At 73.0% G+C, this 22586-nt stretch carries 20 protein-coding genes and 2 tRNA genes; 13 read left to right on the top strand and 9 right to left on the bottom strand.

Going from position 1 to position 22586, the window contains the following annotated elements; genetic code table 11:
- Positions 1 to 101 precede the first annotated feature (101 nt).
- From BMY40_RS02005 to BMY40_RS01975, 7 genes are all read left to right on the top strand, one after another.
- Positions 102 to 1262, top strand: a complete 1161-nt coding sequence (locus tag BMY40_RS02005; RefSeq protein WP_093654682.1) for a mandelate racemase/muconate lactonizing enzyme family protein — start codon at positions 102 to 104, stop codon at positions 1260 to 1262.
- Between the two features lie 301 nt (positions 1263 to 1563).
- Positions 1564 to 2619, top strand: coding sequence for a zinc-dependent alcohol dehydrogenase (locus tag BMY40_RS02000; RefSeq protein WP_093654680.1), 1056 nt, complete (start codon positions 1564 to 1566; stop codon positions 2617 to 2619).
- Positions 2620 to 2711: 92 nt separating this feature from the next.
- Positions 2712 to 3746, top strand: a complete 1035-nt coding sequence (locus BMY40_RS01995; RefSeq protein WP_425443056.1) for a hypothetical protein — start codon at positions 2712 to 2714, stop codon at positions 3744 to 3746.
- A gap of 5 nt (positions 3747 to 3751) precedes the next feature.
- Positions 3752 to 4885, top strand: coding sequence for a multiple monosaccharide ABC transporter substrate-binding protein (gene chvE, locus BMY40_RS01990; RefSeq protein ID WP_093654676.1), 1134 nt, complete (start codon positions 3752 to 3754; stop codon positions 4883 to 4885).
- Positions 4886 to 4920: 35 nt separating this feature from the next.
- Positions 4921 to 6486, top strand: coding sequence for a multiple monosaccharide ABC transporter ATP-binding protein (gene mmsA / locus BMY40_RS01985; RefSeq protein WP_093654674.1), 1566 nt, complete (start codon positions 4921 to 4923; stop codon positions 6484 to 6486).
- 155 nt (positions 6487 to 6641) lie between these two features.
- Complete coding sequence (mmsB, locus tag BMY40_RS01980; RefSeq protein WP_093655681.1) at positions 6642 to 7775, top strand: multiple monosaccharide ABC transporter permease; 1134 nt, start codon at positions 6642 to 6644, stop codon at positions 7773 to 7775.
- Complete coding sequence (locus BMY40_RS01975; protein ID WP_093654672.1) at positions 7772 to 8941, top strand: aldose epimerase family protein; 1170 nt, start codon at positions 7772 to 7774, stop codon at positions 8939 to 8941. The genes mmsB and BMY40_RS01975 overlap by 4 nt, the downstream gene beginning before the upstream one ends.
- 124 nt (positions 8942 to 9065) lie before the next feature.
- On the opposite strand, the gene arfA is transcribed toward BMY40_RS01975, so the two are convergent.
- The 5 genes from arfA to BMY40_RS01950 form a co-directional block, all read right to left on the bottom strand.
- Positions 9066 to 10565, bottom strand: coding sequence for an arabinosylfuranosidase ArfA (gene arfA / locus BMY40_RS01970; protein ID WP_093654670.1), 1500 nt, complete (start codon positions 10563 to 10565; stop codon positions 9066 to 9068).
- Between the two features lie 121 nt (positions 10566 to 10686).
- A complete protein-coding gene (locus tag BMY40_RS01965; RefSeq protein ID WP_093654668.1) occupies positions 10687 to 11721 on the bottom strand; it encodes an arabinan endo-1,5-alpha-L-arabinosidase in 1035 nt (344 codons plus the stop codon).
- A gap of 91 nt (positions 11722 to 11812) precedes the next feature.
- A complete protein-coding gene (locus BMY40_RS01960; RefSeq protein ID WP_245769850.1) occupies positions 11813 to 12610 on the bottom strand; it encodes a carbohydrate ABC transporter permease in 798 nt (265 codons plus the stop codon).
- 176 nt (positions 12611 to 12786) lie between these two features.
- Positions 12787 to 13746, bottom strand: a complete 960-nt coding sequence (locus BMY40_RS01955; RefSeq protein ID WP_093654666.1) for a carbohydrate ABC transporter permease — start codon at positions 13744 to 13746, stop codon at positions 12787 to 12789.
- Positions 13743 to 15098 carry an extracellular solute-binding protein gene (locus BMY40_RS01950; RefSeq protein WP_093654664.1) on the bottom strand — a complete coding sequence of 452 codons (1356 nt, stop codon included), beginning with the start codon at positions 15096 to 15098 and terminating at the stop codon, positions 13743 to 13745. Before BMY40_RS01950 ends, BMY40_RS01955 begins: the two co-directional genes overlap by 4 nt.
- Positions 15099 to 15448: 350 nt before the next feature.
- Between BMY40_RS01950 and BMY40_RS01945 the strand changes: the two genes are divergently transcribed.
- Positions 15449 to 15673 carry a hypothetical protein gene (locus tag BMY40_RS01945; protein ID WP_093654662.1) on the top strand — a complete coding sequence of 75 codons (225 nt, stop codon included), beginning with the start codon at positions 15449 to 15451 and terminating at the stop codon, positions 15671 to 15673.
- On the opposite strand, the gene BMY40_RS01940 is transcribed toward BMY40_RS01945, so the two are convergent.
- From BMY40_RS01940 to BMY40_RS01930, 3 genes are all read right to left on the bottom strand, one after another.
- Positions 15670 to 16695, bottom strand: coding sequence for an SCO2400 family protein (locus BMY40_RS01940; RefSeq protein ID WP_093654660.1), 1026 nt, complete (start codon positions 16693 to 16695; stop codon positions 15670 to 15672). The genes BMY40_RS01945 and BMY40_RS01940 overlap by 4 nt on opposite strands.
- A gap of 63 nt (positions 16696 to 16758) precedes the next feature.
- Positions 16759 to 17625, bottom strand: coding sequence for an SMP-30/gluconolactonase/LRE family protein (locus BMY40_RS01935; RefSeq protein ID WP_093654658.1), 867 nt, complete (start codon positions 17623 to 17625; stop codon positions 16759 to 16761).
- Positions 17626 to 17704: 79 nt separating this feature from the next.
- Entirely contained in the window at positions 17705 to 18484 is a 780-nt protein-coding gene (locus tag BMY40_RS01930) for an IclR family transcriptional regulator (protein WP_093654656.1), read from the bottom strand.
- Between the two features lie 229 nt (positions 18485 to 18713).
- On the opposite strand from BMY40_RS01930, the gene ligD reads away from it, so the two are divergent.
- Positions 18714 to 19607, top strand: coding sequence for a non-homologous end-joining DNA ligase (gene ligD, locus BMY40_RS01925; RefSeq protein WP_093654654.1), 894 nt, complete (start codon positions 18714 to 18716; stop codon positions 19605 to 19607).
- A 21-nt stretch (positions 19608 to 19628) separates the two neighbouring features.
- On the opposite strand, the gene BMY40_RS01920 is transcribed toward ligD, so the two are convergent.
- The gene (locus BMY40_RS01920) at positions 19629 to 19940 is read right to left on the bottom strand and encodes a YtxH domain-containing protein (protein WP_093654652.1); all 312 of its coding nucleotides are present in this window, start codon (positions 19938 to 19940) and stop codon (positions 19629 to 19631) included.
- A gap of 202 nt (positions 19941 to 20142) precedes the next feature.
- On the opposite strand from BMY40_RS01920, the gene BMY40_RS01915 reads away from it, so the two are divergent.
- The 4 genes from BMY40_RS01915 to BMY40_RS01900 all read left to right on the top strand — a co-directional run bounded on the left by BMY40_RS01915 (position 20143) and on the right by BMY40_RS01900 (position 22581).
- A tRNA-Asn gene (locus tag BMY40_RS01915) sits at positions 20143 to 20215 on the top strand.
- 224 nt (positions 20216 to 20439) lie between these two features.
- A tRNA-Ile gene (locus BMY40_RS01910) sits at positions 20440 to 20513 on the top strand.
- A gap of 296 nt (positions 20514 to 20809) precedes the next feature.
- The gene (locus tag BMY40_RS01905) at positions 20810 to 21283 is read left to right on the top strand and encodes a cation:proton antiporter regulatory subunit (RefSeq protein WP_093654651.1); all 474 of its coding nucleotides are present in this window, start codon (positions 20810 to 20812) and stop codon (positions 21281 to 21283) included.
- A gap of 2 nt (positions 21284 to 21285) precedes the next feature.
- A complete protein-coding gene (locus tag BMY40_RS01900) occupies positions 21286 to 22581 on the top strand; it encodes a cation:proton antiporter (RefSeq protein ID WP_093654649.1) in 1296 nt (431 codons plus the stop codon).
- The last annotated feature ends 5 nt before the right edge of the window (positions 22582 to 22586 follow it).

Genomic DNA, 22586 nt, shown 5'->3' with positions numbered 1-22586 from the left:
CCGCGTCCGCCCCATTGACGCCGGTCGAGCCTCGTCATTACATTCGCGCCAGCATTTCGAACGTCTGACGAAATATCGAACGACAGAGAAGGGTAGCCGCTGTGCGCATCACCGGGATCAGCACACATGTCGTCGGTACTCCGTGGCGCAACCTGACCTACGTCCAGGTCCACACCGACGAGGGGCTCACCGGCGTCGGCGAGACCCGGATGCTCGGGCACACCGACGCCCTGGTCGGTTATCTGCGCGAGGCCGAGGTCAACCACATCGCCGGATCCGACCCCTTCGCGGTCGAGGACCTGGTCCGGCGCATGAAGTACGGCGACTACGGGCGGGCCGGGGAGATCGTGATGTCCGGCATCGCCTGCGTGGAGATGGCCTGCTGGGACATCAAGGGCAAGGCGCTGGGCGTGCCCGTGTGGCAGCTCCTGGGCGGGAGGGTGACCGACCGGGTCAAGGCGTACGCCAACGGCTGGTACACCGTCGAGCGCACCCCGGAGGCCTTCCACGAAGCGGCGCTGAGGGTCGTCGGGCGCGGCTACCGGGCGCTCAAGCTCGACCCGTTCGGCACCGGCCACTTCGAGCTGGACCACGCCGAGACGCTGCGCTCGGTGGCGCTGGTGGAGGCGGTGCGGGACGCGATCGGTCCGGAGTGCGAGCTGCTGCTGGAGATGCACGGCCGCTTCAGTCCCGCCACGGCCGTCCGCATCGCCCGCGAGGTCGAGCCGTTCCGGCCGAGCTGGCTGGAGGAGCCGGTGCCGCCGGAGAACCTCAAGGCGCTGGCCAAGGTGGCCGAGAAGGTGGACATGCCCATCGCCACCGGCGAGCGCATCCACGACCGCATCGAGTTCCGCGAACTGTTCGAGTCCCAGGCCGCCGACATCATCCAGCCGGACCTGGGCCACATCGGCGGCATCCTGGAGACCCGCAAGCTCGCCGCCACCGCCGAGACCCACTACATGCTGGTCGCGCCGCACAACGTGGGCGGCTCGGTGCTGACGGCCGCCTCCCTCCAACTGGCCGGCTGCACACCGAACTTCAAGATCCTGGAGCACTTCAACGACTTCGCGGACGCCGAGATCAAGAAGGTGGTCAAGGGGGCGCCGGAGGTCGTGGACGGCTACTTCTCCCTTCCCGACGCCCCCGGACTGGGGGTGGAGCTGGACACCGACGCGGCCGCGGAGTTCCCCCAGCAGCAGGCCCGCTTCGACCTGTGGGCCGAGGGCTGGGAGAAGCGGGATCCGCGCGGAGCGCGGTCGTGAGGCGGGGCGCGTGCCGGGGGCTCGCACCGGCCCGGCTTCACGCCCCTGCCGCACACCGGTGCGCGGGCGCGCCTCCGGCAGCCGGGGATGGCGCGCGGGGCCCTGCGCGCCGGGGCCGCCGGTGCGGCGCGGGCCGGAGCGGTGTGTCCTGCCCTGCGGCACCCGGTCCTGCGAGGGGCGGTCTCGCGGGCGGTGGTGACATGTCCGGGCATCCGGCGCAGAATCTGCGGGGGGCGGCCGTCCGCCTTCCGGCGGGCGCGCAGGGCGCCGGCGGTCCGCGCGGCGCGGGGAGGAGCCAGTGGTGAACGCACCCGCACACGCCCCGGCGCCGGACGGCGTCCGCCGTACCGGGCGCGCCGTCCTCGTGGAGCGACCCGGCGGCCACCGGCTGGTGGAGGCGCCCCGCGCCGAACCCGGGCCGGGCGAGGCGCGGGTGGCCGTGTACGCGGCCGGGGTCTGCGCCAGCGACCGCGAGGTGTACGCGGGCACCCGGGCCGAGGGCTACGTCCGCTACCCCGTCGTGCCCGGCCACGAGTGGTCCGGCACGGTGGAGGCGGTGGGCCCCGGCACCGACCCGGCGCTGGTGGGTCGGAAGGTGGTGGGCGAGGGGTTCCGCGCCTGCCTGGTCTGCGACCGCTGCCGCGAGGGCACCACCAGCCTGTGCACCGGCGGCTACGACGAGACCGGCTTCACCCGGCCCGGCGCCTTCGCCGACTTCCTCGTCCTGCCCGCCCGGCTGCTGCACGTCCTCGACGACCGCGCCGACCTGCGCTCGGCCGCCCTGCTGGAGCCCGCCGCCGTGGTGGCGGCGGCGGTGCTGGCGGGCGGGCCGCGCTCCGGCGAGCGGATCGCCGTGGTCGGGGCGGGCACGCTCGGTCTGCTGGCCGTGCAGTTGCTGGCCGCGGTCTCCCCGGCCGAGCTGCTGGTCGTCGATCCCCGCACCGGGCGCGCCGAGCAGGCGCTGCCCATGGGCGCCACCGGGGTGTGCGCCCCGGCGGAGGCCGGCGGGCTGCACGGCCGCTACGACCTGGTGGTGGAGACCGCCGGCGCGCCCACCACCGCCCACGACTCCTGTCTGCTGGCCCGGCGCGGCGGGCGGGTGGTGCTGACCGGGCTGCCCGGGCCGGGCGCGCGGGGCATCGACCCCGTCCACCTGTCCGTCAGCCAGCTCACCGTCCGGTCCGTCTTCGGCGCCCCGCCGGCCGCCTGGGCCCATGCGGTACGGGCCTTCGACGCCGGGCTGCTCGCGCCCGCGCCCCTGATCACCCACGAGCTGCCGCTGGAGGACTTCGCCGCGGCCGTCGCGCTGGTCGGCGGCGGCGATCCCGGGGTCGGCAAGGTTCTGCTGCGGCCCTGACCCCGCCCTTTCAGGCCGCCCGCGGTCCCGGCCCGCGCCCTTGACCGCGAACGCCGTACGAGATGTCGAACAAGATCGAACCAGGGAGCATCGTGACCGAAGCGTCCATCAAACCCTCCGGCCCCCGCCGCCCCGGCGAGGCCGCCCTCGCCTCCCTCGGCCACCCCTGTCCCGACCGGAGCCCCTCCGACTCCTCCCCGCACGCCTTCCCCGACGGCGGCACCTGGCGCACCGAGATCCCCTCCGTCGAGGGGCCCGAGGCCCTGGCCACCGTGCTGAAGGAGGCCGAGGCCCTGGACGTCCCCATTCACCGGATCAGCCAGGGCAGCGGCGTGTGGATGCTGACCGACGCCGAGATCTCCGAGATGGCCGGCGCCTGCGCCGAACGGAACGTCGAGCTGTGCCTGTTCACCGGTCCGCGCGGCACCTGGGACACCGGTGCCGGCACCCGTACGTCCTCCGGCGGCGCGGGGCTGCGCGCCCGCGGCCACGACGCGCTCGCCGGATGCGTCGAGGACGCCGTACGCGCCACCGAACTCGGCGTGCGCTGCCTGCTGGTGGCCGACGAGGGCGTACTGCACACGCTGCACCGGATGCGGACGCGCGGCGTCCTGCCGGCCGACACCACCCTCAAGGTGTCGGCGCTGATCGGCCCGGTGAACCCGGCCTCCTACGCCGTCTTCGAGCGGCTGGGCGCCGACTCGATCAACGTGCCCTCCGACCTGACCCTGGAGCACCTGACCGAGATCCGCCGGGTCAGCCGCGCCCCGATGGACTTCTACCTGGAGGCCCCGGACGACCTCGGCGGCTATGTGCGGATGTACGACGCCGCCGAGCTGATCCGGCGCGGCGCGCCGGTCTACCTCAAGTTCGGGCTCAGCAAGGCCCCCGCCATCTACCCCTACGGCGCGCACCTGCGCGACGCGACCCTGGACACCGCCCGCGAGCGGGTCCGCCGCGGCCGGCTCGCCCTGGACCTGCTGGCCCGCCTCGGCGCCGGGGACGGGATGTCCCCGGCCGGCTCCCGGCTGCCCGGCCCCCTCAACCGCTTCCCCGACGAACCCGGGAACCCCGTGCCCGCCGTGCCTCCCGTCTCCCCCGTGTCCGCCGCGTCCGAAGGGAACTGACCGCCATGCCCGACCGCTTCCGCACCCGCACCCGCGCCCTCAGAGCCGCCGTAGGCGCCTGCGCCGCCCTCGCCCTGTCCCTGACCGCCTGCGGCCAGAACTCCGAGGGCGGCAGGGACGGCGGCACCGGCGACGCCGCCGAGGGCGGCACCATCGGCATCGCCATGCCCACCAAGTCCTCCGAGCGGTGGATAGCCGACGGCCGGAACATGGTGAAGCGGTTCGAGGCCGCGGGCTACGAGACCGATCTGCAGTACGGCGACGACAAGGTGGAGAACCAGGTCGCGCAGATCGAGAACATGATCTCCAAGGGGCACAGGGCCCTGGTGGTCGCCGCCATCGACGGCTCCTCGCTCACCGACGTCCTCGGCCGGGCCGAGGAGGCGGGCATCCCCGTCATCGCCTACGACCGCCTCATCCGCGGCACCGGGAGCGTCGACTACTACGCCACCTTCGACAACTTCAAGGTCGGCGAGCTCCAGGCCCGTTACATCGTCGACGCCCTCGGGCTGGAGGAGGGCGGCGGGAAGGGGGACGGGAAGTACAACCTGGAGCTGTTCGCCGGATCGCCCGACGACAACAACACCGGCTTCTTCTTCAAGGGCGCGATGAGCGTCCTCAAGCCCCGCATCGACGACGGGCGGCTGGTCGTGCGCAGCGGCCAGACGGAGATGAACCAGGTCACCACCCTGCGCTGGGACGGCGGCACCGCCCAGAAGCGCATGGACGACCTGCTCAGCCGCTACTACGGCAGCGAGCGCGTGGACGCGGTCCTCTCCCCCTACGACGGCATCTCCATCGGCGTCATCTCCGCCCTCAAGAGCGCCGGTTACGGCACGAAGGCCAAGCCCTACCCCGTCGTCACCGGCCAGGACGCCGAGCTGGCGTCCATCAAGTCGATCATCGCGGGCCAGCAGACCCAGACCGTCTTCAAGGACACCCGCAAGCTCGCCGAGCAGGCCGTGCGGATGACCGACGCCGTGCTGAAGGGCGACAAGCCCGAGGTCAACGACACCGAGTCCTACGACAACGGCGTCAAGACCGTCCCGGCCTACCTGCTGGAGCCGGTCAGCATCGACGAGTCCAACACCGAGCTGCTCGTGGACGAGGGCTACTACACCGCCGACCAGCTCGAGTAGCCCGGTCCGCCCCACCCCACCGCCGAGGAGCAGCCATGAGCAGCGTTCTGGAAATGCGCTCGATCACCAAGACCTTCCCCGGGGTCAGGGCGCTGTCCGGGGTCGATCTCACCGTCCGGCCGAAGGAGATCCACGCGGTCTGCGGGGAGAACGGGGCCGGCAAGTCGACGTTGATGAAGGTGCTCAGCGGTGTCCACCCGCACGGCAGCTACGAGGGGGAGATCCTCTTCGAGGGCGAGCCGTGCGCGTTCCGCGACATCCGGGCCAGCGAGCGGCGCGGCATCGTCATCATCCACCAGGAACTGGCGCTGGTGCCCTACCTGTCCATCGCCGAGAACATCTTCCTGGGCAACGAGCACGCCTCCCGCGGCGTCGTCCGCTGGAACGAGACCGTCCGCCACGCCGCCGAGCTGATGCGGCGGGTCGGGCTGCGCGAGAACCCGCAGACCCGCGTCGCCGACATCGGCGTGGGCAAGCAGCAGCTGGTGGAGATCGCCAAGGCGCTGGCCAAGAGGGTGCGGCTGCTGATCCTGGACGAGCCGACCGCCGCCCTCAACGACGAGGACAGCGCCAAGCTGCTGGGCCTCATCGGGGAGCTGCGCTCCCAGGGCATCGCCTGCATCCTCATCTCCCACAAGCTGGGCGAGATCCGCGAGGTGGCGGACACCGTCACCGTCCTGCGCGACGGGCGGACGGTCGAGACGCTCGCCGTCCGCCCCTCCCCCGGCGCCCCCGCGGAGGTCTCGGAGGACCGGATCATCCGCGGCATGGTCGGCCGCGACCTGGACCACCGCTTCCCGCCGCGCACCCGCTACCGGGGGCCGGACGCCGGGCGGGTGGCGCTGGAGGTCTCCGGCTGGACGGTCCGCCACCCCATCGACCACCAGCGCAAGGTCGTCGACGACGTGTCGCTGACGGTGCGGCGCGGCGAGGTCGTCGGCATCGCCGGGCTGATGGGCGCGGGCCGCACCGAGCTGGCGATGAGCGTCTTCGGCCGCTCCTACGGCCTGTACGCGGGCGGGACGGTGCGGATCGGCGGGCGGGAGGCCGACACCCGTACGGTGCCGCGGGCGGTCGCGCACGGTCTGGCGTACGTCACCGAGGACCGCAAGACCTACGGGCTGAACCTGATCGACACCGTCAGCCGCAACATCTCCCTGGCCTCGCTGCCGAAGCTGGCCCGGGCCGGAGTGGTGGACGAGCACCGGGAGCGGCGGGTCGCCGAGGGCTACCGCAGGTCGATGAACATCAAGACCCCGACCGTCTTCGAGCAGGTCGGCCGGCTCAGCGGCGGCAACCAGCAGAAGGTCGTGCTCGGCAGGTGGGTGCACGCCGATCCGGAAGTGCTGATCCTCGACGAGCCGACGCGCGGCATCGACGTCGGGGCGAAGTACGAGATCTACACCGCCGTCGACCGGCTCGCCGCCCAGGGCAGGGCGGTGCTGCTGATCTCCTCCGAACTGCCGGAGCTGCTGGGGATGTGCGACCGGATCTACACCATGGCGGCCGGGCGGCTGACCGGCGAGGTGGCGCGCGAGGACGCCGACCAGGAAGTGCTGATGCGTCATATGACGATGGACGGAAGCCGAGGCAGCAGATGACGACCGAAGAGACCGCGGCGCGCAGGGGACCGGGAGGGTCTGCGGGCGGGCCGGTGAAGGGCGCCCGGGGCGGTTCCGGCTCCCGCGGCGGTACGGGCGGCACCGGGGGCGGTACGGGCGCCGGGGCGCTGCTGCTGCGGACCGTGCGCTCCAACATGCGGCAGTACGGGATGCTCGTCGCACTGGCGCTGATCGTCGTGCTGTTCCAGATCTGGACCGACGGCAACCTGCTCAAGCCCGTCAACGTGTCCAACATCGTCCAGCAGAACAGCTACATCCTGATCCTGGCCATGGGCATGATGATCGTGATCATCTCGGGCCACATCGACCTGTCCGTCGGCTCGCTGGCCGCCTTCGTCGGGGCCGCGGCGGCCGTGCTGATGGTCCACCACGACATGTCCTGGCCGGTGGCGCTGACCTGCTCGCTGCTGATCGGCGCGGCGGCCGGCGCCTGGCAGGGGTTCTGGATCGCCTATGTGGGCATCCCGTCGTTCATCGTGACGCTGGCGGGGATGCTGCTGTTCCGCGGCGGCACCCAGATCCTGCTGGAGGGGCAGTCGCTGGCGCCCTTCCCGCGCGGCTTCCAGAACATCAGCCAGGGCTTCCTGCCCGAGGGCGGCCCGCTGGGGAACTACCACGACCTGACGGTGCTGATCGGGGTGGTCGTGGTGGCGTTCGTGCTGTTCCAGGAGTGGCGCGACCGGCGCCGGCAGCAGGCGTACGAGCTGGAGGTGCTGCCGCTGAGCCTGTTCGTCCTCAAGTGCGTGGCGATCGTGGCGGCGGTGCTGGCGTTCACCCTGACGCTGGCCAGCTACCGGGGCGTCCCGGTGGTGCTGCTGATCATGTGCGGCATCCTGATCGGGCTGGGCTTCGTGATGCGCAACGCCGTCGTCGGCCGCCATGTGTACGCCCTCGGCGGCAACCGGGCCGCGGCCAGGCTGTCGGGCGTGAAGGACAGGCGGGTCACGTTCCTGGTCTTCGTCAACATGGGCGTGCTGGCGGCGCTGGCGGGCTGCGTGTACGCCGCCCGGCTGAACGCGGGCACCCCGCAGGCGGGCATCAACTTCGAGCTGGAGGCGATCGCCGCGGCGTTCATCGGCGGAGCCTCGATGAGCGGCGGTGTGGGTACCGTACTCGGGGCCGTCATCGGCGGTCTGGTGCTCGGCGTGCTCAACAACGGCATGTCCCTGGTGGGTATCGGCACCGACTACCAGCAGGTCATCAAGGGCCTGGTCCTGCTGGCGGCGGTGGGGTTCGACGTCTGGAACAAACGGAAGGTGGGATCGTGAGCACCAGCAGACGCAGTGTGATCGGCGCGGCCGCCGCGGCCGGGCTGGCGGCGGCGGCGACCGCGGGACCGGGCGCGGGGGCCGCGCACGCGAAGCCGGGCGAACCGTCCGCTCCGCGCCGCGCCCGCTTCGGCGAACTGGCGGACGGCACGGCGGTGGACGTCTGGACGCTGTCGTGCGGCGGCACCCGGCTGCGGGTGCTGTCCTACGGCGGCATCGTGCAGTCCCTGGAGGTGCCCGACCGGCACGGCCGCCTCGCCAACGTCTCGCTCGGCTTCTCCGACCCGGCCTCCTACGAGGCCCGCTCCCCCTACTTCGGGGCGCTCATCGGCCGCTACGGCAACCGCATCGCGCAGGGCCGCTTCATCCTGGACGGCAGGACGTACGAGCTGCCGCGCAACGACGGCGGCAACACCCTGCACGGCGGCGACCGCGGCTTCGACAAGCGGATGTGGGCGGTGGAGCCGTTCACCCGGCGCGGCGAGACGGGGCTGGTGCTGACGCGCACCAGCGAGGACGGCGAGATGGGCTTTCCGGGGAGGCTGGAGGTCCGGGTGGAGTACGTGCTGGATCGGCACGGCGACTTCCGGATCGACTACGAGGCCACCACCGACAAGCCCACCGTCGTCAACCTCACCAACCACACGTACTTCAACCTCGCCGGCGAGGGCGGCGGCAGCATCCTGGACCACGAGCTGGAGGTCGCCGCCTCCCGGTACACGCCGGTCGGCGAGACGCTGATCCCCACCGGCGAGCTGGAGCGGGTCGCGGGCACGCCCTTCGACTTCCGGCGGGCCAAGCCGGTCGGGACGGACATCCGCAAGGCGCACCCGCAGATCCTGTACGGGCAGGGATACGACCACAACCTGGTGCTGGACAAGGGCATCACCGCCGAGCCCGAGCACTTCGCCACCGTCCGCGAGCCGGTCTCCGGGCGGGTGATGCGGATCGCCACCACCGAGCCGGGCGTGCAGTTCTACAGCGGCAACTTCCTCGACGGCACGCTGGAGGGCACCTCGGGGCGGGTCTACCGGCAGAGCGACGGTTTCTGCCTGGAGACCCAGCACTTCCCCGACTCCCCCAACCAGCCGTCGTTCCCCACCACCGTGCTGCGGCCGGGGCGCACCTACCGCTCCACCACCGTCCACTCCTTCTCCACCGAGTAGACGGGGCAGGCCGGGGCGGGGCGCACCGGAGGCGGTACGCGCGAGGCGGTACGCGTGAGGCGGGGGCGGCCCGGACCGGGCCGCCCCCGCCGCCGTGCCGTCGGCACGCGGGCACGTCAGCCCGTCAGACGAGCCGGATCATGTTCCACGACATCGGCTCCAGGGTGGCGCGCAGCACCCCGCCGGCCAGCTCGGTGCCCTCCCCCTGGTGGGGGACGACCCGCTCGGGGTCGGCGAGGGTGTTGCGGGCCTCGGGGTCGGCGTCGGCCAGCACGCTGTGCTCGGCGACCCGCTCCAGGGTCAGACCGTGCAGGGCGACCTCCAGCGGCAGGGCGCCGTGCCGGTCCCGGTTGACGGCGAAGACGGTGACGGCGCCGGTGGCCCCGTCCCGTACGGCGGTGGCGTGCAGCAGCGGCACCTCGCCGTACTTCGCGGTGGTGTACGTGGGCGACTGCACCCGCACGTCCAGCACCTGCCCGCGTCCGTGGCGGGACGCCTGGGCGAAGGGGTGGAAGGTGGTCTGCCGCCAGGCCGGGCCGCCGGGCTCGGTCATGATCGGGGCGATGACGTTGACGAGCTGGGCCAGGCAGGCCACGGCCACCCGGTCGGCGTGGCGCAGCAGGGCGATGAGCAGGGAGCCGAAGACGACGGCGTCGGTGACGGTGTAGTTGTCCTCCAGCAGCCGGGGCGCCTCCTCCCAGTCGGGCAGGGGCCGGGCGTGGAAGCGGCGCTGGTACCAGACGTTCCACTCGTCGAAGGAGAGGTTGATGCGCTTGGGCGACTTCAGCCGGGCCCCGATGTGGTCGCAGGTGGCCACCACGTTCTCGATGAAGGACTCCATGTCCACCGCGGAGGCCAGGAAGGAGTCGCGGTCGCCGTCCTCCTCCTCGTAGTAGGCGTGCAGGGAGATGTGGTCGACCAGGTCGTAGGTCTCGGCCAGGACGGTGGCCTCCCAGGCGGCGAAGGTGTCCATCGCCTGGCTGGAGCTGCCGCAGGCGACCAGTTCGAGGGAGTCGTCGAGCTGGCGCATGGCGCGGGCGGTCTCGGCGGCCAGCCGGCCGTACTCGGCGGCGGTCTTGTGGCCGGTCTGCCAGGGGCCGTCCATCTCGTTGCCCAGGCACCACAGCCGGATGCCGTAGGGCTCCTTGTCGCCGTGGGCGGCGCGCAGGTCGGACAGGGCGGTGCCGCCGGGGTGGTTGGCGTACTCCAGCAGCTCGCGGGCCTCCGCCACACCGCGGGTGCCGAGGTTGACGGCCATCATGGGTTCGCCGCCGACCTTGCGGACGAAGTCGATGTACTCGGCCAGGCCGAAGCGGTTGCTCTCCACCGACCGCCAGGCGGCGTCGAGGCGGCGGGGGCGCTGCTCGGCCGGGCCGACGCTGTCCTCCCAGCGGTAGCCGGAGACGAAGTTGCCGCCGGGGTAGCGGATGGCGGTGACGCCCAGTTCGCGGACCAGTTCCAGAACGTCGGTGCGCAGGCCCTGTTCGTCGGCGGAGGGGTGCCCGGGTTCGAAGACGCCCGTGTAGACGCAGCGGCCGAGGTGCTCCACGAAGGAGCCGAACAGCCGGGGGTCGACCTCGCCGACGGTGAAGGCGGGGTCGAGGGTGAACCTTGCGGTGTTCATGGATTCCTTCCGTCGGGACGGTTCTGGGCGGTTCGGGGGGCGGGCTTCGGGGGTGCGGCCGGGCGGGACCCGCCAGGGGTCCCGCCCGGCCGGGGATCTCGTCAGGGGTTCCGGCGGTGCTCTAGTGGACGACGGGCCAGCCGCCGTCCCAGCGCATCAGGTTGATGCCGAGGGTGGGCGAGCCGTTGTTGGCCCGGTCGTAGTAGTGGTAGACGAGCAGGTCGCCGTCGACGTCGGACATTACGGACTGGCCGCCGGGGCCGACGACCTGGCCGTGGGTCTCCAGGACGACCGTTCCGCCGTTGTTGCGCATGTCCACGCCGTTGCGGTCGCGGAACGGCCCGGTGGGGCTGGTGGAGCGGCCGACGCGGATGCTGTAGGTGCTGTCGGTGCCGGCGCAGCACTTGTCGAAGGAGGCGAACAGGTAGTAGTAGCCGCCGCGCTTGACCAGGGTCGGTCCCTCGATGCCGTTGCTGGTGGGGTTGCGGGCGGCCACGGAGTACAGGGTGCGGTCGCCGGGGTGCTGCTTGCCGGTGGACGGGTCGAGCCGGATCATCTTGATCCCCGTCCACCAGGAGCCGAAGGTCATCCACCACTTCCCGTCGTCGTCGACGAACAGGTTGGGGTCGATGGCGTTGTGGTCCGAGCCCGTGGTGGTGGTGTGCACCGGGCCGTGGTCGGTCCAGGTGCCGGGCAGTCCGCTGGGGCTGGTGGCCACGCCGATGGCGGAGTTGTTGGAGCCGAAGGTGGACAGGGAGTAGTACAGCCAGTACCGGCCGCCCTGCTTGGAGACGTCCGGGGCCCAGGGGCTGCGCTCGGGCGAGTACCGGCCCCACCAGGAGGGCGGGTTGGGGAACGCCGCCCCGGCGTGGGTGAAGCGGGTCCGGTCGGTGGAGATGCGCGCCTGGGGACCGTTGTGGGTGGAGTAGAGGATGTAGCGGCCGTCGTCGAGGCGGACCATCGACGGGTCGTGGACGGAGATGTCGCCGGTCACCAGGCCGGGCCCGGGGTAGGCGGAGGCGCTGCCGGGGACGAGGGCCACGAGCGTGCCCAGCAGGGCCGCGGTCAGGGCCGTCAGGACCCGGCGGACGTGGGTGCGGGAGGGTTTGCGGACGGATGTGCGGGATGGTGTGCCGTGGGGGGTGCGGCTGTTCATCGGGCTCCTTCGGAAGTTCTCGGTGAGCGGCCGGGGTTCGCGGTTTCTCGGGACCTCCTCTCCCGTGTTCGGGGGCGGGCCTGCGCCGCCGTCACTGGCCGGCCAGCCCCGTGTGGGCGACGCCGCGGACGATCTGCCGCTGGAAGAAGGCGAAGACCAGCAGCAGCGGCAGCCCGGCGATGACCAGTGAGGCCATCACCTGGGCGTAGCGGGCGCCGTAGGTGGACTGGACGTTGACCAGGCCGACCGGCAGCGTCATCACGTTCGGGTCGGTGGTCACCAGGAACGGCCACAGGAAGTTGTTCCAGGTCTGGATGAAGGTGAAGATGGCGACGGCGGCCAGGACCGGCCGGGACAGCGGCACCACGACCGTCCAGAACACCCGCCAGCGTCCCGCGCCGTCGACGTAGGCGGCCTCCTCCAGCTCCCTCGGCACCCCCTCGAAGAACTTCACCAGGATGAACACCATCGCGGGGACGGCGACCTGGGGCAGGATCACGCCCCAGTAGGTGTCGACCAGTCCGAGGGAGACCATCTCGGCGAAGAGCGGGGCGATCAGCACCTGCGGCGGCACCATGATCCCGGCCAGCACCAGGCCGTAGAGGACCTTCCGGCCGCGGAACTCGGTGCGCGAGAAGCCGTAGGCGGCCATGGCGCAGGTCGTGACGGTCAGCACGGTCGTCACCGTCGAGATGTAGGCCGAGTTGACCATCCAGCGCGCCAGGTCCCCGGAGGCCCACACCTTCTCGTACGCGTCGAAGGTGACGCGTGAGCCGATCCACTCCAGCGAGGTGCGCGTCGTCTCGCTCTCGGGCTTGAGCGAGGTGGCCACCGCCCAGGCCAGCGGCAGCACCCACAGCGCCGCCAGGACGAGGGCCGCGGCGAGCAGCGCGAAGCGGCCCGGGGTCCAGCGCGGCCGTCTGCCGGCCTCGCCGGTCGGGTCGGCAGGTCCGGCAGGCCCGGCCGGCGAGGACTGCGAGGACGGTGGGGCCGGGAGCGTCCCGGCCGGCTCCCGGCCGGGGCCGGTGGACGGTGCGGCGGGGGTCACGGCCTTCGCGGTCGCGCTCACTTGGCGGCCTCCTCACGGGAACGGCGGGTCATCCGCAGGTGGATCAGCGAGACGATCACGATCAGGGCGAAGAAGACGTAGGAGACGGCCGAGGCGTAGCCGATCCGGTAGCCGGTGAAGCCGGCTTCGTAGACGTACTGCAGGATCGGACGGGTGCTCTCGTCGGGGCCTCCGCCGGTCATGATGTAGACCTGGTCGAAGATCTTCAGGGAGGCGAGGAGCTGGAGGACGGCCACCACGCCCGTCGTGCGGTTGAGCATCGGCAGGGTGATGTGCCGCAGCCGCCGCCAGGCCCCGGCGCCGTCCAGCTCGGCGGCCTCGTACAGGTGCTGGGGGATGGCCTGGAGTGCGGCGAGGTAGAGCAGGAAGTTGAAGCCGACCGTCCACCACACGGTGGTCAGGACGATCGAGAGCATCGCGTAGCGGGTGTCGGTCAGCCAGCCGATGCCGGGGTCGAGGCCGAACGACCGCAGCAGCAGGTCGGCCAGGCCGAAGTCGGACGGGTAGATCATCCACAGCCACAGCAGGCCGACGACGCCCGACGGCAGCAGGAACGGCGTGAACCAGCTCAGCCGCCACAGCCACTGGACCACCCGCAGGTGGTGCGCGAGCAGGGCGAGGACGAGGCCCGTGACGACCAGGGGCACGGTGGACAGCAGCGTGAACCAGACCGTGTTCCACAGCGACGACCAGACCCCGGGGTCCCGCAGCGCCTCGGCGTAGTTGTCCAGGCCGGTGAAGGTGCTGCCGGTGCCGGTGATGTTGTCGTCGCCCAGGCTCATCTTCAGGCCCAGCAGCACCGGCCAGACCAGGAAGAGGGCGTACAGCAGCAGGAAGGGCGCGGTGAAGACCAGGCCGTGCTCGGTCCAGCGGCGGCCCGCGCTCAGGGGCCCGGTCCCGGTGCGGGCGGCTTCCGCGGCCGGCGGCGCCGGGGCGGTGGGCGTGGTCGCGGTCATGCGTCGCCTCCGAGCGGGTTGGGGGTGTCGAGCAGGGTCTGGAGCCGGGACCTGGCCTCCTCCAGTGCCTCCCGCGGTGTGCGGGAGCCGGTGAGCACCCCGGAGAAGACCGCGCCGAGCTGGATCCACATGGACGACGCCGAGCCCGCGAACCACGCGGGCGGGTCCAGGACGACGTCGTCGATCACCGACCGGTACTCCGACTGGGGCTCCAGTTCGAGGTAGTCGGGCTTCTCCAGGGTGGGGAGGTAGGCGGGGACGTGGCCGCCCTTGGCCCACTCGACGGTGTTCTTGAGCATCCAGGCGACGAAGGCGTGGGCCGCCTCGTTGCCCTCGCCGCCGCGGTCGCGCTGGTGCGGGAGGACGAAGCAGTGGGAGTCGGCCTGGACGGTGGGGCGCCCGAAGATGTTCGGCACCCTGGTCATCGAGAACGGCAGGTCCAGGTTGGCGAAGGTGCTCACCTCCCATTCGCCGTTGAGGAGGAACGCGCTCTCCCCGCCGCCGAAGACGCCGACCGTGCCGTTGTAGTCGATGCGGTGGTGGGCCAGGCCCTCCTCGACCAGCCGCCGCATGAAGCGCAGCACCTTCAGCGCCTTGGCGTCGTCGATGGTGATGCGGGTGGCGTCCTCGTTCAGCAGGGTGCCGCCCGTCTGGGAGTAGAAGGTGGAGAACAGGCGCCAGGGTCCGATGGTGCCGGCGCCGAGCGTCTCCATGACCAGACCGGGTCTGCCCGTGACCTTGCCCGCGGCGCGCAGCGCGGCGGCGAACTCCTCGGCGCCGCGGACCGGCCGCAGCTTTCCGTCCCCGCCCAGCAGTCCGGCCTCTCCGCAGATCTCGGTGTTGTAGTAGAGGACCATCGGGTGGGTGTCGAGCGGGACGGCGTACTGCGCGCCGTCGATCCGGCCGCGCCGCCACAGGTCGGCGGGGAAGTCCTTCTCGGTGAGGCCGTGTTCGGCCAGCAGGTCGAGGTCGAAGGGGTCGAGCAGCCGGCCGGGGCCGAAGCCGGGCAGCCGCGCCAGGTGCAGGGCGGCGACCTCGGGGGCCCGGCCGCCGGCTCCCGCCATGCCGAGCTTGGTGTAGTACGGGGCGCCCCACTGGAGCGTGGAGGCCTGGAGGGCGATCTCCGGGTGTGCCGCGCGGTAGGCGTTCAGCATCGTCTGCATGTTGACGCCGTCGCCGCCGCCGTAGAGGTGCCAGAAGCGCAGCCGGGTGCGGCCCGCGCCCACGGCGGCGGGGGCGGCGCATCCCGCGGTGCCCGCGATCCCGGTGGCCGTCACGGCGGCCAGAGCGGCCACGCCGCCGAGCACGCGCCGGCGGCTGGGGGCGCGGTCCGGCACGGAGGTTCGACGCATACGATCCACCCTCACGTTCGAAATTTCGAATACTGATCGTATCTCCGAACGGGAAAGTAGGATTCAACACCGCTCACGTCAATGGTTTGCGCAGAAACAGCCCCGGCGAGCGGCCGCGGGCGTCCGGCACCGGAGGCGGAGGGACCCACGGCCGGCCGCGGCCGCGTGGCGGTCCGGCCGCGGGTGTCCGCACCGTCCGCGGCCTCCGGGGCACGGTCCGTTCAACCCGCCCTCCCCAGGCCCGTGTTCGCTACGCTGCGATCCGCCGCCCTGCACGGCGGGGCCCGAGCCGCCGGCCGGCCCGCCCGCCCGGAACGGTTCGGGTGGCCCCACCCAGCGCTGGAGTCCCCGTGACCACAGACAGCCGGTCCGCCGGCGCGCCGGACACCACCGTCACGTTCATCAACGTCTTCGAGACATCCGCCGAGCACCTCGACGCGTTCGTCGCCCGAGGGGAGGTGCCGCGCCGCGCCCCGGACGGCCGTCCGGGGCGCGGCGCGGCACCTCCCCTCGGACGCCGCCGGGCACGCCGCGGCGGACGCGGGACGGAGGAGACGGGAACGGTCCCGCCCTAGCTGCACCACCACAGGAAGCGCTCGCAGGTGGGCGTCGGCTCGGGCTCCGGCTCCTCCGGAGGCGGCGGCGGCGGATCGGCGGGCCGCGTCTCCTGGGGCGGCGGCTCGGGGGACCGGGTGGGATCGGCGGTGGGCTCGGGGGCCGTGGTGACGCTGCCGCTCTCCACCGCGGTGGTCGAGGGGTCCGCGGAGGCGGAGGGATCCGCCGAGGGGTCCGCCGACTCCGACGGCCCGGCCGAGGAGGAGCCCGACGCGGAGGGCTCGGCGGAGGAGGAGCCCGACGGGCCGGCGCCCGGCCGCTCCGCCCCGGGCGGCTGCTCGTCGGAGCCGGCGGATCCGGCACCCTCCTCGCCGTCGGCACCGCCGTCGGACTCGTCCACACCGCCGTCCGGGGAGACGCCCGGGATGGGCAGCTCCTTCAGCACGCCCTCGGTGGTGAACTCCGCGACGCCGAGGGTGGCCACTCCTGCGCCGAGTATCAGGCCCACGACGGCCGCGCGGCGCCGCCGCCCCGCCTGCGACCGCGCCCGGCGGCCGCGCCGTGCGGCGGCGCGTGCCGCCGCACGGCCCTCGCCGGGCCCGCCGTCCGGGCCGTCGCCGGGGTCGCCGTCACTTTCGCCGTGCTCCTCGTCGTACCCGCCGTACGCCTCCGCGCCGTACGCGTCGCCGTATGTGTCGCGGGCGTCGCCGTGGAGGCCGGGCCCTCCGCCGGGGGTCTCCTGCCCGGCCTGCCGGAACCGCGGGTGGGCGCCTTCGCGGCCACCCTGGTGACCGTACCCGCCGCCCTGCCCGTACCCGCCGTCGTGGCCGGCGCCGTACCCGCCGCCGTATCCGCCGTACGCGTCCCCGGCGTGCACGCCGCCGTGCACGTCACCGCCGTACGGACCGTGCCCCTGGCCGTACGGATCGGCGGAGGCCGGAGCGGAGGTGTCCGCCGGTGCCAGGCCGTGGCTGGGTGTGCCGCAACCCGGGCAGGAGAGGGCGCCGTTGAGATGCCGACGGCATGTGACGCAGTAGGTCATGGAGTCCGCAGGCTACGAGTCCCGGAAGGAAGAGGAGAAGACGCTCCCTGTGAAGATCTGGTGTCAACCCGCGAAAGGCGGCGGCGCGAGCCCCTCCCCCGCGTCCGGCAGCACCATCAGCGAGCCGGCCAGCGGTTCCGCGCCGGGGTCGGCGCCCGTCCGGGCCGTGGTGATGTAGAGGTCCCGCAGGCCCGGCCCGCCGAACGCGCACGCCGTCGTGTTGGAGGCCGGGACGGTGACCGTCCGGTCCAGCCTGCCGTCGGGGGTGTAGCGCCGGACCGCGCCCCCGCCCCACAGCGCGACCCAGACGCAGCCCTCCGCGTCCACCGTCAGCCCGTCGGGGAAGCCCGCGCCCTCCTCGATCCGTGCCAGCGTCCGGCGGCCCAGCACCTCGGGGCCGTCGGTGTCGAAGACGTCGATCCGGCGGGTGGGGGTGTCGATGTAGTACATCAGCCGCCCGTCCGGGCTCCAGCCCGTGCCGTTGCCTATGGTCACGTCCGCCAGGACCGTGACGGCGGAGCCGTCCGGGGCGATGCGGCTGAGCGTGCCCCCGCCCGGGCGCTCGTCGTACGCCATCGTGCCCGCCCACAGCGCGCCGTCGGGGGCGACGGCGGCGTCGTTGCCCCGGCGGCCCGCGACGGGCTCGTGGTGCAGCCACGAGAACGAGCCGTCCCCGTCGTACAGGCCCACCCCGTCGCGGAGGTTGACCACCAGGCCGCCCCTCGCCCGCGGCTTGGCCGCGCCCACGTGCTGCTCGGTCGCCAGCACCGTGCGGCGGCCGTCGGCCGGGGCGTAGGTGTGCACCCGGCTCCCGAGGATGTCCACCCACACCAGGCGCTCGCGCTCCGCGTCCCATGTGGGCCCCTCGCCCAGCAGCGCGCCCTGCCGCACCGCGACCTCGAGTCGCGCCGGTGTCCCTGATCCGGCCATGGCCGTCCCGCCCCTCTCCTGCTCGTCGGCCGCCGGTCGGCGCCCGCGTGTCCGCTCGTGCCCGCCCGTCCCCGCCCGCCTACGCCGCGCCGCGGTACCCCAGCCGCGCCGACAGTTCGGCCGCGCCCTCGACCGCCAGGGCCTCCAGCTCGGTGCGCCGCTCCTCGCTCCAGCGGATCATGGGCACCGAGATGCTGAGCGCCGCGACCACCTTCCCCGTGCCGTCGCGCACGGGTGCGGCCACGCAGCTCACATCGGGGTTGGACTCGCGCCGCTCGACGGCGACGCCGCGTCCGCGGATCTCGGCCAGCACCTCGCGCAGCTTCTCCGGCGAGGTGACGGAGTTCTCCGTCATCGCCCGCAGCGGCTCGTCGCCGGGGCCGGGCAGGCGCGCGTCCAGCTCGTCCGGAGGCAGCGAGGCCAGCAGCATCTTCCCCACCGAGGTGCAGTGCGCGGGCAGGCGCCGGCCGGCGGCGGAGACCATGCGGACCGCGTGGGTGCTGTCCACCTTGGCGATGTAGATGACGTCGGCGCCCTCCAGGATGGCCACGTGCACGGTCTCGTCGCAGGTCTCGGCGACGCTCCGGGCCACCTGCTGCCCTTCGGCGGCGAGGTCGAGCTGCTCGGCGTAGCGGCTCCCGAGCTGGTAGGTGCGCACCCCGAGCCGGTAACGTCCGGGCTGCTCGGGCACCGGCACCAGATACGAGCGCGCGGCCAGGGTGGTCACCAGTTCGTGGACGGTGGTGCGGGGCAGGCCGAGCTTCCGGGTGATCTCCGGCGCCGACAGGATCCCGTCCCCGTCCAGGAAGAGTTCCAGAATGTCGAGAGCCCTGGTCACGGCCGGTACGAGGCGCCCCATGGCAGCCCTTCCCTTCTCCCCCGAGGGCTCCGGGCTCACCGGCACCCGCGATCGTTCGAGATTCCGAAGGATGACCGGAATCACGAACGTAGGCTAGCCGCAGCCCGAAGCGCCCCGCAACGATCCCGGCTCCGGCCGGTGCCCCGACCGCGCCCGTCCGCGCCCGTCCGCGCCCGCGCGCAGCGTGCGGCGCCCGCATGGACGGCGCCGTCCGTGGAACCCGCACCCCATGACGAGCACCGTCGTGGAAGGCCGCACGATCGAGCTGACCAGCCTGGACAGGGTCCTCTACCCCGCCGCCGGCTTCACCAAGGGCGATGTCGTGGACTACTACGCCTCCGTCGCCGAGGTGCTCCTGCCCCATCTGCGCGACCGCCCGGTGTCCTTCGTGCGCGCTCCCCGCGGCGTGGAGGCCGAGTCGTTCATGGCCAAGCACGTGCCGCCCGGCACACCGGAGTGGGTGACCGTGCGCGAGGTCCACCGCGTCGGCGGGAAGACCGACCGGCAGGTCGTCGTCCAGGACCTGCCGACACTGCTGTGGGCGGCCAACCTCTCCGTCCTGGAACTGCACACCCCCCAGTGGCGGCTTCCCGCCGAGGGGATGGCCGACCGGCTGGTGTTCGACCTCGATCCCGGCGCCCCCGCCACGATCGTCCAGTGCTGCACGGTCGCCCGGTGGCTGCGCGACCGGCTGGAGCGCGACGGCCTGCCCTCCTACGCCAAGACCTCCGGCTCCAAGGGACTGCACGTGCTCGCCCCGCTGCGGCCCGCCGACTCCGAGGCCGCGGCCGGCTACGCGGAGCGGCTGGCCCGCGAGGCGGCCGAGGCGCTGCCGGACCTCGTCGTGGACCGGGTGCCCCGGCGGCTGCGCGAGGGACGGGTCTTCGTCGACCACGGCCAGAACCTGTGGACGCGGACCACCGCCGCCCCGTACACCCTGCGCGCACGGCCCCGGCCGGCCGTCTCCACCCCGGTGACATGGGACGAGGTCGCCGGCTGCGAACAACCCGGCGACCTCGTCTTCACGGCCGGCGATCTGGCCTCCCGGCTGGAGAGGCACGGCGATCCGCTCGCCCCCCTCCTGGACCCCTCCCGCGCCGGGCGGCTGCCGGACGGCCCCTGACGCGCGGGGCGGCGGAACCCCTCAGGCGTTGCCGGTTCCCCAGCCGTCGTCGAACGGCGTGCGCTGCTCGACACGGCGGCCGCGCAGCATGCGCACCCTGTCGGAGACCGGGCCCGGCACCCGGTCGCCGACCCGGTCGGAGACCGTGCTCAGCGCCTTGCCGGCCATCTCCCGCCCGTTGTGCGCGGCGGACTCGTAGGCATTGCGCACCGCGGGGTTCTCGGCGAACTTCCGGGCCTTCTCGCGCAGTTGCTCGTACTTCTCCCGCCCGGCCCGCGTGCCGAACACGTACCCGACGGCGACTCCTACGACGAACGTGAGCCGGTAGCGCATGGCTCCACCCTTTCTCAGGTCTCTTCCGGCGCAGCCCGGCCGCGCGGGCGTGCGCCTGATCGGTCTGCGGCGGACGTTCCACCGGGTACCCCGAGGCGCGCCGCGAATACCGATTTCAGAGCACCCCCCGGCATGCGCTACTGTATTCCTCGCCAGCGGGGAACGCCCCCGGGGAACCGGAACGGGCGCCTCCGAGCAGCAGTCCCCTGTAGCTCAATTGGCAGAGCAGCCGGCTGTTAACCGGCAGGTTACTGGTTCGAGTCCAGTCGGGGGAGCAGTCGAAGAAGGGCCCCGCGAGGGGCCCTTCTTCTTGTCTCCGGCCCTGTGCCGGATCCTGTGTCCGGCGCCCTCCGGGGTGTCTGCTCCGTTCCGGCGACGGGCCTCCGGCCCGTGATGACGGGCCCCGCGGCCCCTGCCTCACCCCGGCACGGGCGGGAGATCGTATGAGCGGCTATGCTGCGGCAGACGGCGCGCACAGATGTGCGTGGCGCGCCGTCCCGGGGCGGTAGCTCAGCCGGTTAGAGCAGCGGACTCATAATCCGTCGGCCGTGGGTTCGAGTCCCACCCGCCCCACTCCGCACTCCCTCCGGGCCGCGCAGGCGCTCCCCGGCCACCGTGCCCGGCCGGGCCGGAAGGCCCCCGGGCGGAGACGTCCCGCACCCGCCGCCCCTCCCCGCCCCGTTCGCGCCTCCGTCCTCGGACCGGCCCGGGGCCGTTCGCGGCCGCCCTTCTGAGCAGCGCATACGCGTCGGCGTCCGGCCTCCGGAGCACCTTCCTGTGCGAAAATCGACTTCGGTTCCACGCGAACGGGCTCTTCCGGCGGCGCACGTCCAGGGCCCGCCCGATCCGTTCCACGGGGGGAGAGAGCCTTGTCGATGAAACGTACACCGCTTCCGGGAGTCGGCGTCCAGTACGACGTCACCACCCGCTCCGGACGGCGCCTGTCCGTCGTCGTCCACCAGGACGGCCGGCGCTTCCTGGGCTTCTACGATCCCGAGGACCCCGACACCTGCCAGGCGTCCTTCCAGCTCGACTCCGACGAGGCCGCCTCCCTGGGCGCGCTGATCGCCCCCGAGCCCGAGGCGCCGGACCTGGCCGTCGGGGAGCTGGACCTGGCCACCGAGCGGATCCCGGTGACCGCCAAGTCCCCCTACCGGGGACGGCCGCTGGGTGACACCCGTGCCCGTACCCGCACCGGTGCGTCCATCGTGGCGGTCCTGCGGCGCACCGCGCCGCACCCGGCGCCGGGCCCGGACTTCAGACTGGAGGCGGGTGACGTCCTCGTGGTCGTGGGCACCCGCCAGGGCGTCGAGGAACTCGCCCAGATCATCGCGGGGGGCTGAGCATGCACGACACCACCATGCTCCTCATCGAACTGGGCGCCATCATCCTCGGTCTGGGGATCATCGGGCGGTTCGCCGGACGGATCGGCCTGTCCGCCATCCCCCTCTACCTGCTGGTCGGGCTCGCCTTCGGCCACGGCGGCATCTTCGAGCTCAGCGCCAGCGAGGAGTTCATCGCGATCGGCGCCGAGATCGGGGTGATCCTGCTGCTGCTCCTGCTGGGTCTGGAGTACAGCGCCTCCGAGCTGGTGGACAACCTCAGGACGCAGTACCCCTCGGGCGCGGTGGACTTCGTCCTCAACGCCACGCCCGGCGCCGTCGCCGCCCTCGTCCTGGGCTGGGGGCCGGTGGCCGCCGTGGCGCTGGCCGGCGTCACCTGGATCTCCTCCTCCGGCGTCATCGCCAAGATCCTCACCGACCTGGGCCGGCTCGGCAACCGCGAGACACCCGTCGTCCTCGGCATCCTCGTCATGGAGGACCTGGCGATGGCGGTCTACCTGCCGATCCTGACCACCCTGCTGGCCGGCGTCAGCCTGATGGGCGGCGGCATCACCCTGGTCGTCGCCCTGGGCACGGTGGGCCTGGTCCTCTACGTCGCGCTGCGCCACGGCCGCCTGATCAGCAGGGCCGTCTCCTCCGACAACCCCGAACTGCTGCTGCTGGTGGTGCTCGGCCTGACCGTCCTGATCGCCGGGATCGCCCAGCAGCTCCACGTCTCGGCGGCGGTCGGCGCGTTCCTCGTGGGCATCGCCCTGTCCGGTGAGGTCGCCGAGAGCGCCCAGCGGCTGTTCACCCCGCTGCGGGACCTTTTCGCGGCGGTGTTCTTCGTCTTCTTCGGCCTGTCCACCGACCCGGGCAACATGCCGCCGGTGATCGTCCCGGCGCTGATCCTGGCCGTGGTGACCGTGGTGACCAAGGTCGTCACCGGATGGTACGCGGCGCAGCGCGCCGGCATCAGTCCCAGGGGCCGGCTGCGGGCGGGCGGCGCCCTGGTGGCACGCGGAGAGTTCTCCATCGTCATCGCCGGCCTGGCCGCCGGGGTGGCCGCCGAGATCCGGCCGCTGGCCACCGCGTACGTGCTGCTGATGGTGATAATCGGCCCGCTGGCCGCCCGCTGGACGGAGCCCGCGGTCAGGGCCCTGATGCCCCGGCTGGTGAAGGTCTCCCCCGGCCCGCCGGGGCAGCCGCCGGGCGGGAGGCGCGAGAGGCGCGAGAGGCGTCAGGGACGCGAGGTGCGCGAGGGGCCCGGCGCCCCCTCCGACACGGCGGCCCGCGCGGACTCCCCCACCAAGCCGTAGGGCCG

Origin of the sequence: Streptomyces radiopugnans (assembly GCF_900110735.1) — a bacterium.
Classification (GTDB): Bacteria; Actinomycetota; Actinomycetes; order Streptomycetales; family Streptomycetaceae; genus Streptomyces; species Streptomyces radiopugnans.
The sequence above is the reverse complement of the archived record's forward strand: the minus strand, read 5'-3'. Positions and strand labels throughout refer to the sequence as shown.

Coding starts and splice junctions, on each gene's coding strand:
- chvE (WP_093654676.1), top strand. CDS start 3,752: ATGCCCGACCGCTTCCGCACCCGCACCCGCGCCCTCAGAGCCGCCGTA.
- mmsA (WP_093654674.1), top strand. CDS start 4,921: ATGAGCAGCGTTCTGGAAATGCGCTCGATCACCAAGACCTTCCCCGGG.
- mmsB (WP_093655681.1), top strand. CDS start 6,642: ATGCGGCAGTACGGGATGCTCGTCGCACTGGCGCTGATCGTCGTGCTG.
- arfA (WP_093654670.1), bottom strand. CDS start 10,565: ATGAACACCGCAAGGTTCACCCTCGACCCCGCCTTCACCGTCGGCGAG.
- BMY40_RS01965 (WP_093654668.1), bottom strand. CDS start 11,721: ATGAACAGCCGCACCCCCCACGGCACACCATCCCGCACATCCGTCCGC.
- BMY40_RS01955 (WP_093654666.1), bottom strand. CDS start 13,746: ATGACCGCGACCACGCCCACCGCCCCGGCGCCGCCGGCCGCGGAAGCC.
- BMY40_RS01950 (WP_093654664.1), bottom strand. CDS start 15,098: ATGCGTCGAACCTCCGTGCCGGACCGCGCCCCCAGCCGCCGGCGCGTG.
- BMY40_RS01940 (WP_093654660.1), bottom strand. CDS start 16,695: ATGACCTACTGCGTCACATGCCGTCGGCATCTCAACGGCGCCCTCTCC.
- BMY40_RS01935 (WP_093654658.1), bottom strand. CDS start 17,625: ATGGCCGGATCAGGGACACCGGCGCGACTCGAGGTCGCGGTGCGGCAG.
- BMY40_RS01930 (WP_093654656.1), bottom strand. CDS start 18,484: ATGGGGCGCCTCGTACCGGCCGTGACCAGGGCTCTCGACATTCTGGAA.
- ligD (WP_093654654.1), top strand. CDS start 18,714: ATGACGAGCACCGTCGTGGAAGGCCGCACGATCGAGCTGACCAGCCTG.
- BMY40_RS01920 (WP_093654652.1), bottom strand. CDS start 19,940: ATGCGCTACCGGCTCACGTTCGTCGTAGGAGTCGCCGTCGGGTACGTG.
- BMY40_RS01900 (WP_093654649.1), top strand. CDS start 21,286: ATGCACGACACCACCATGCTCCTCATCGAACTGGGCGCCATCATCCTC.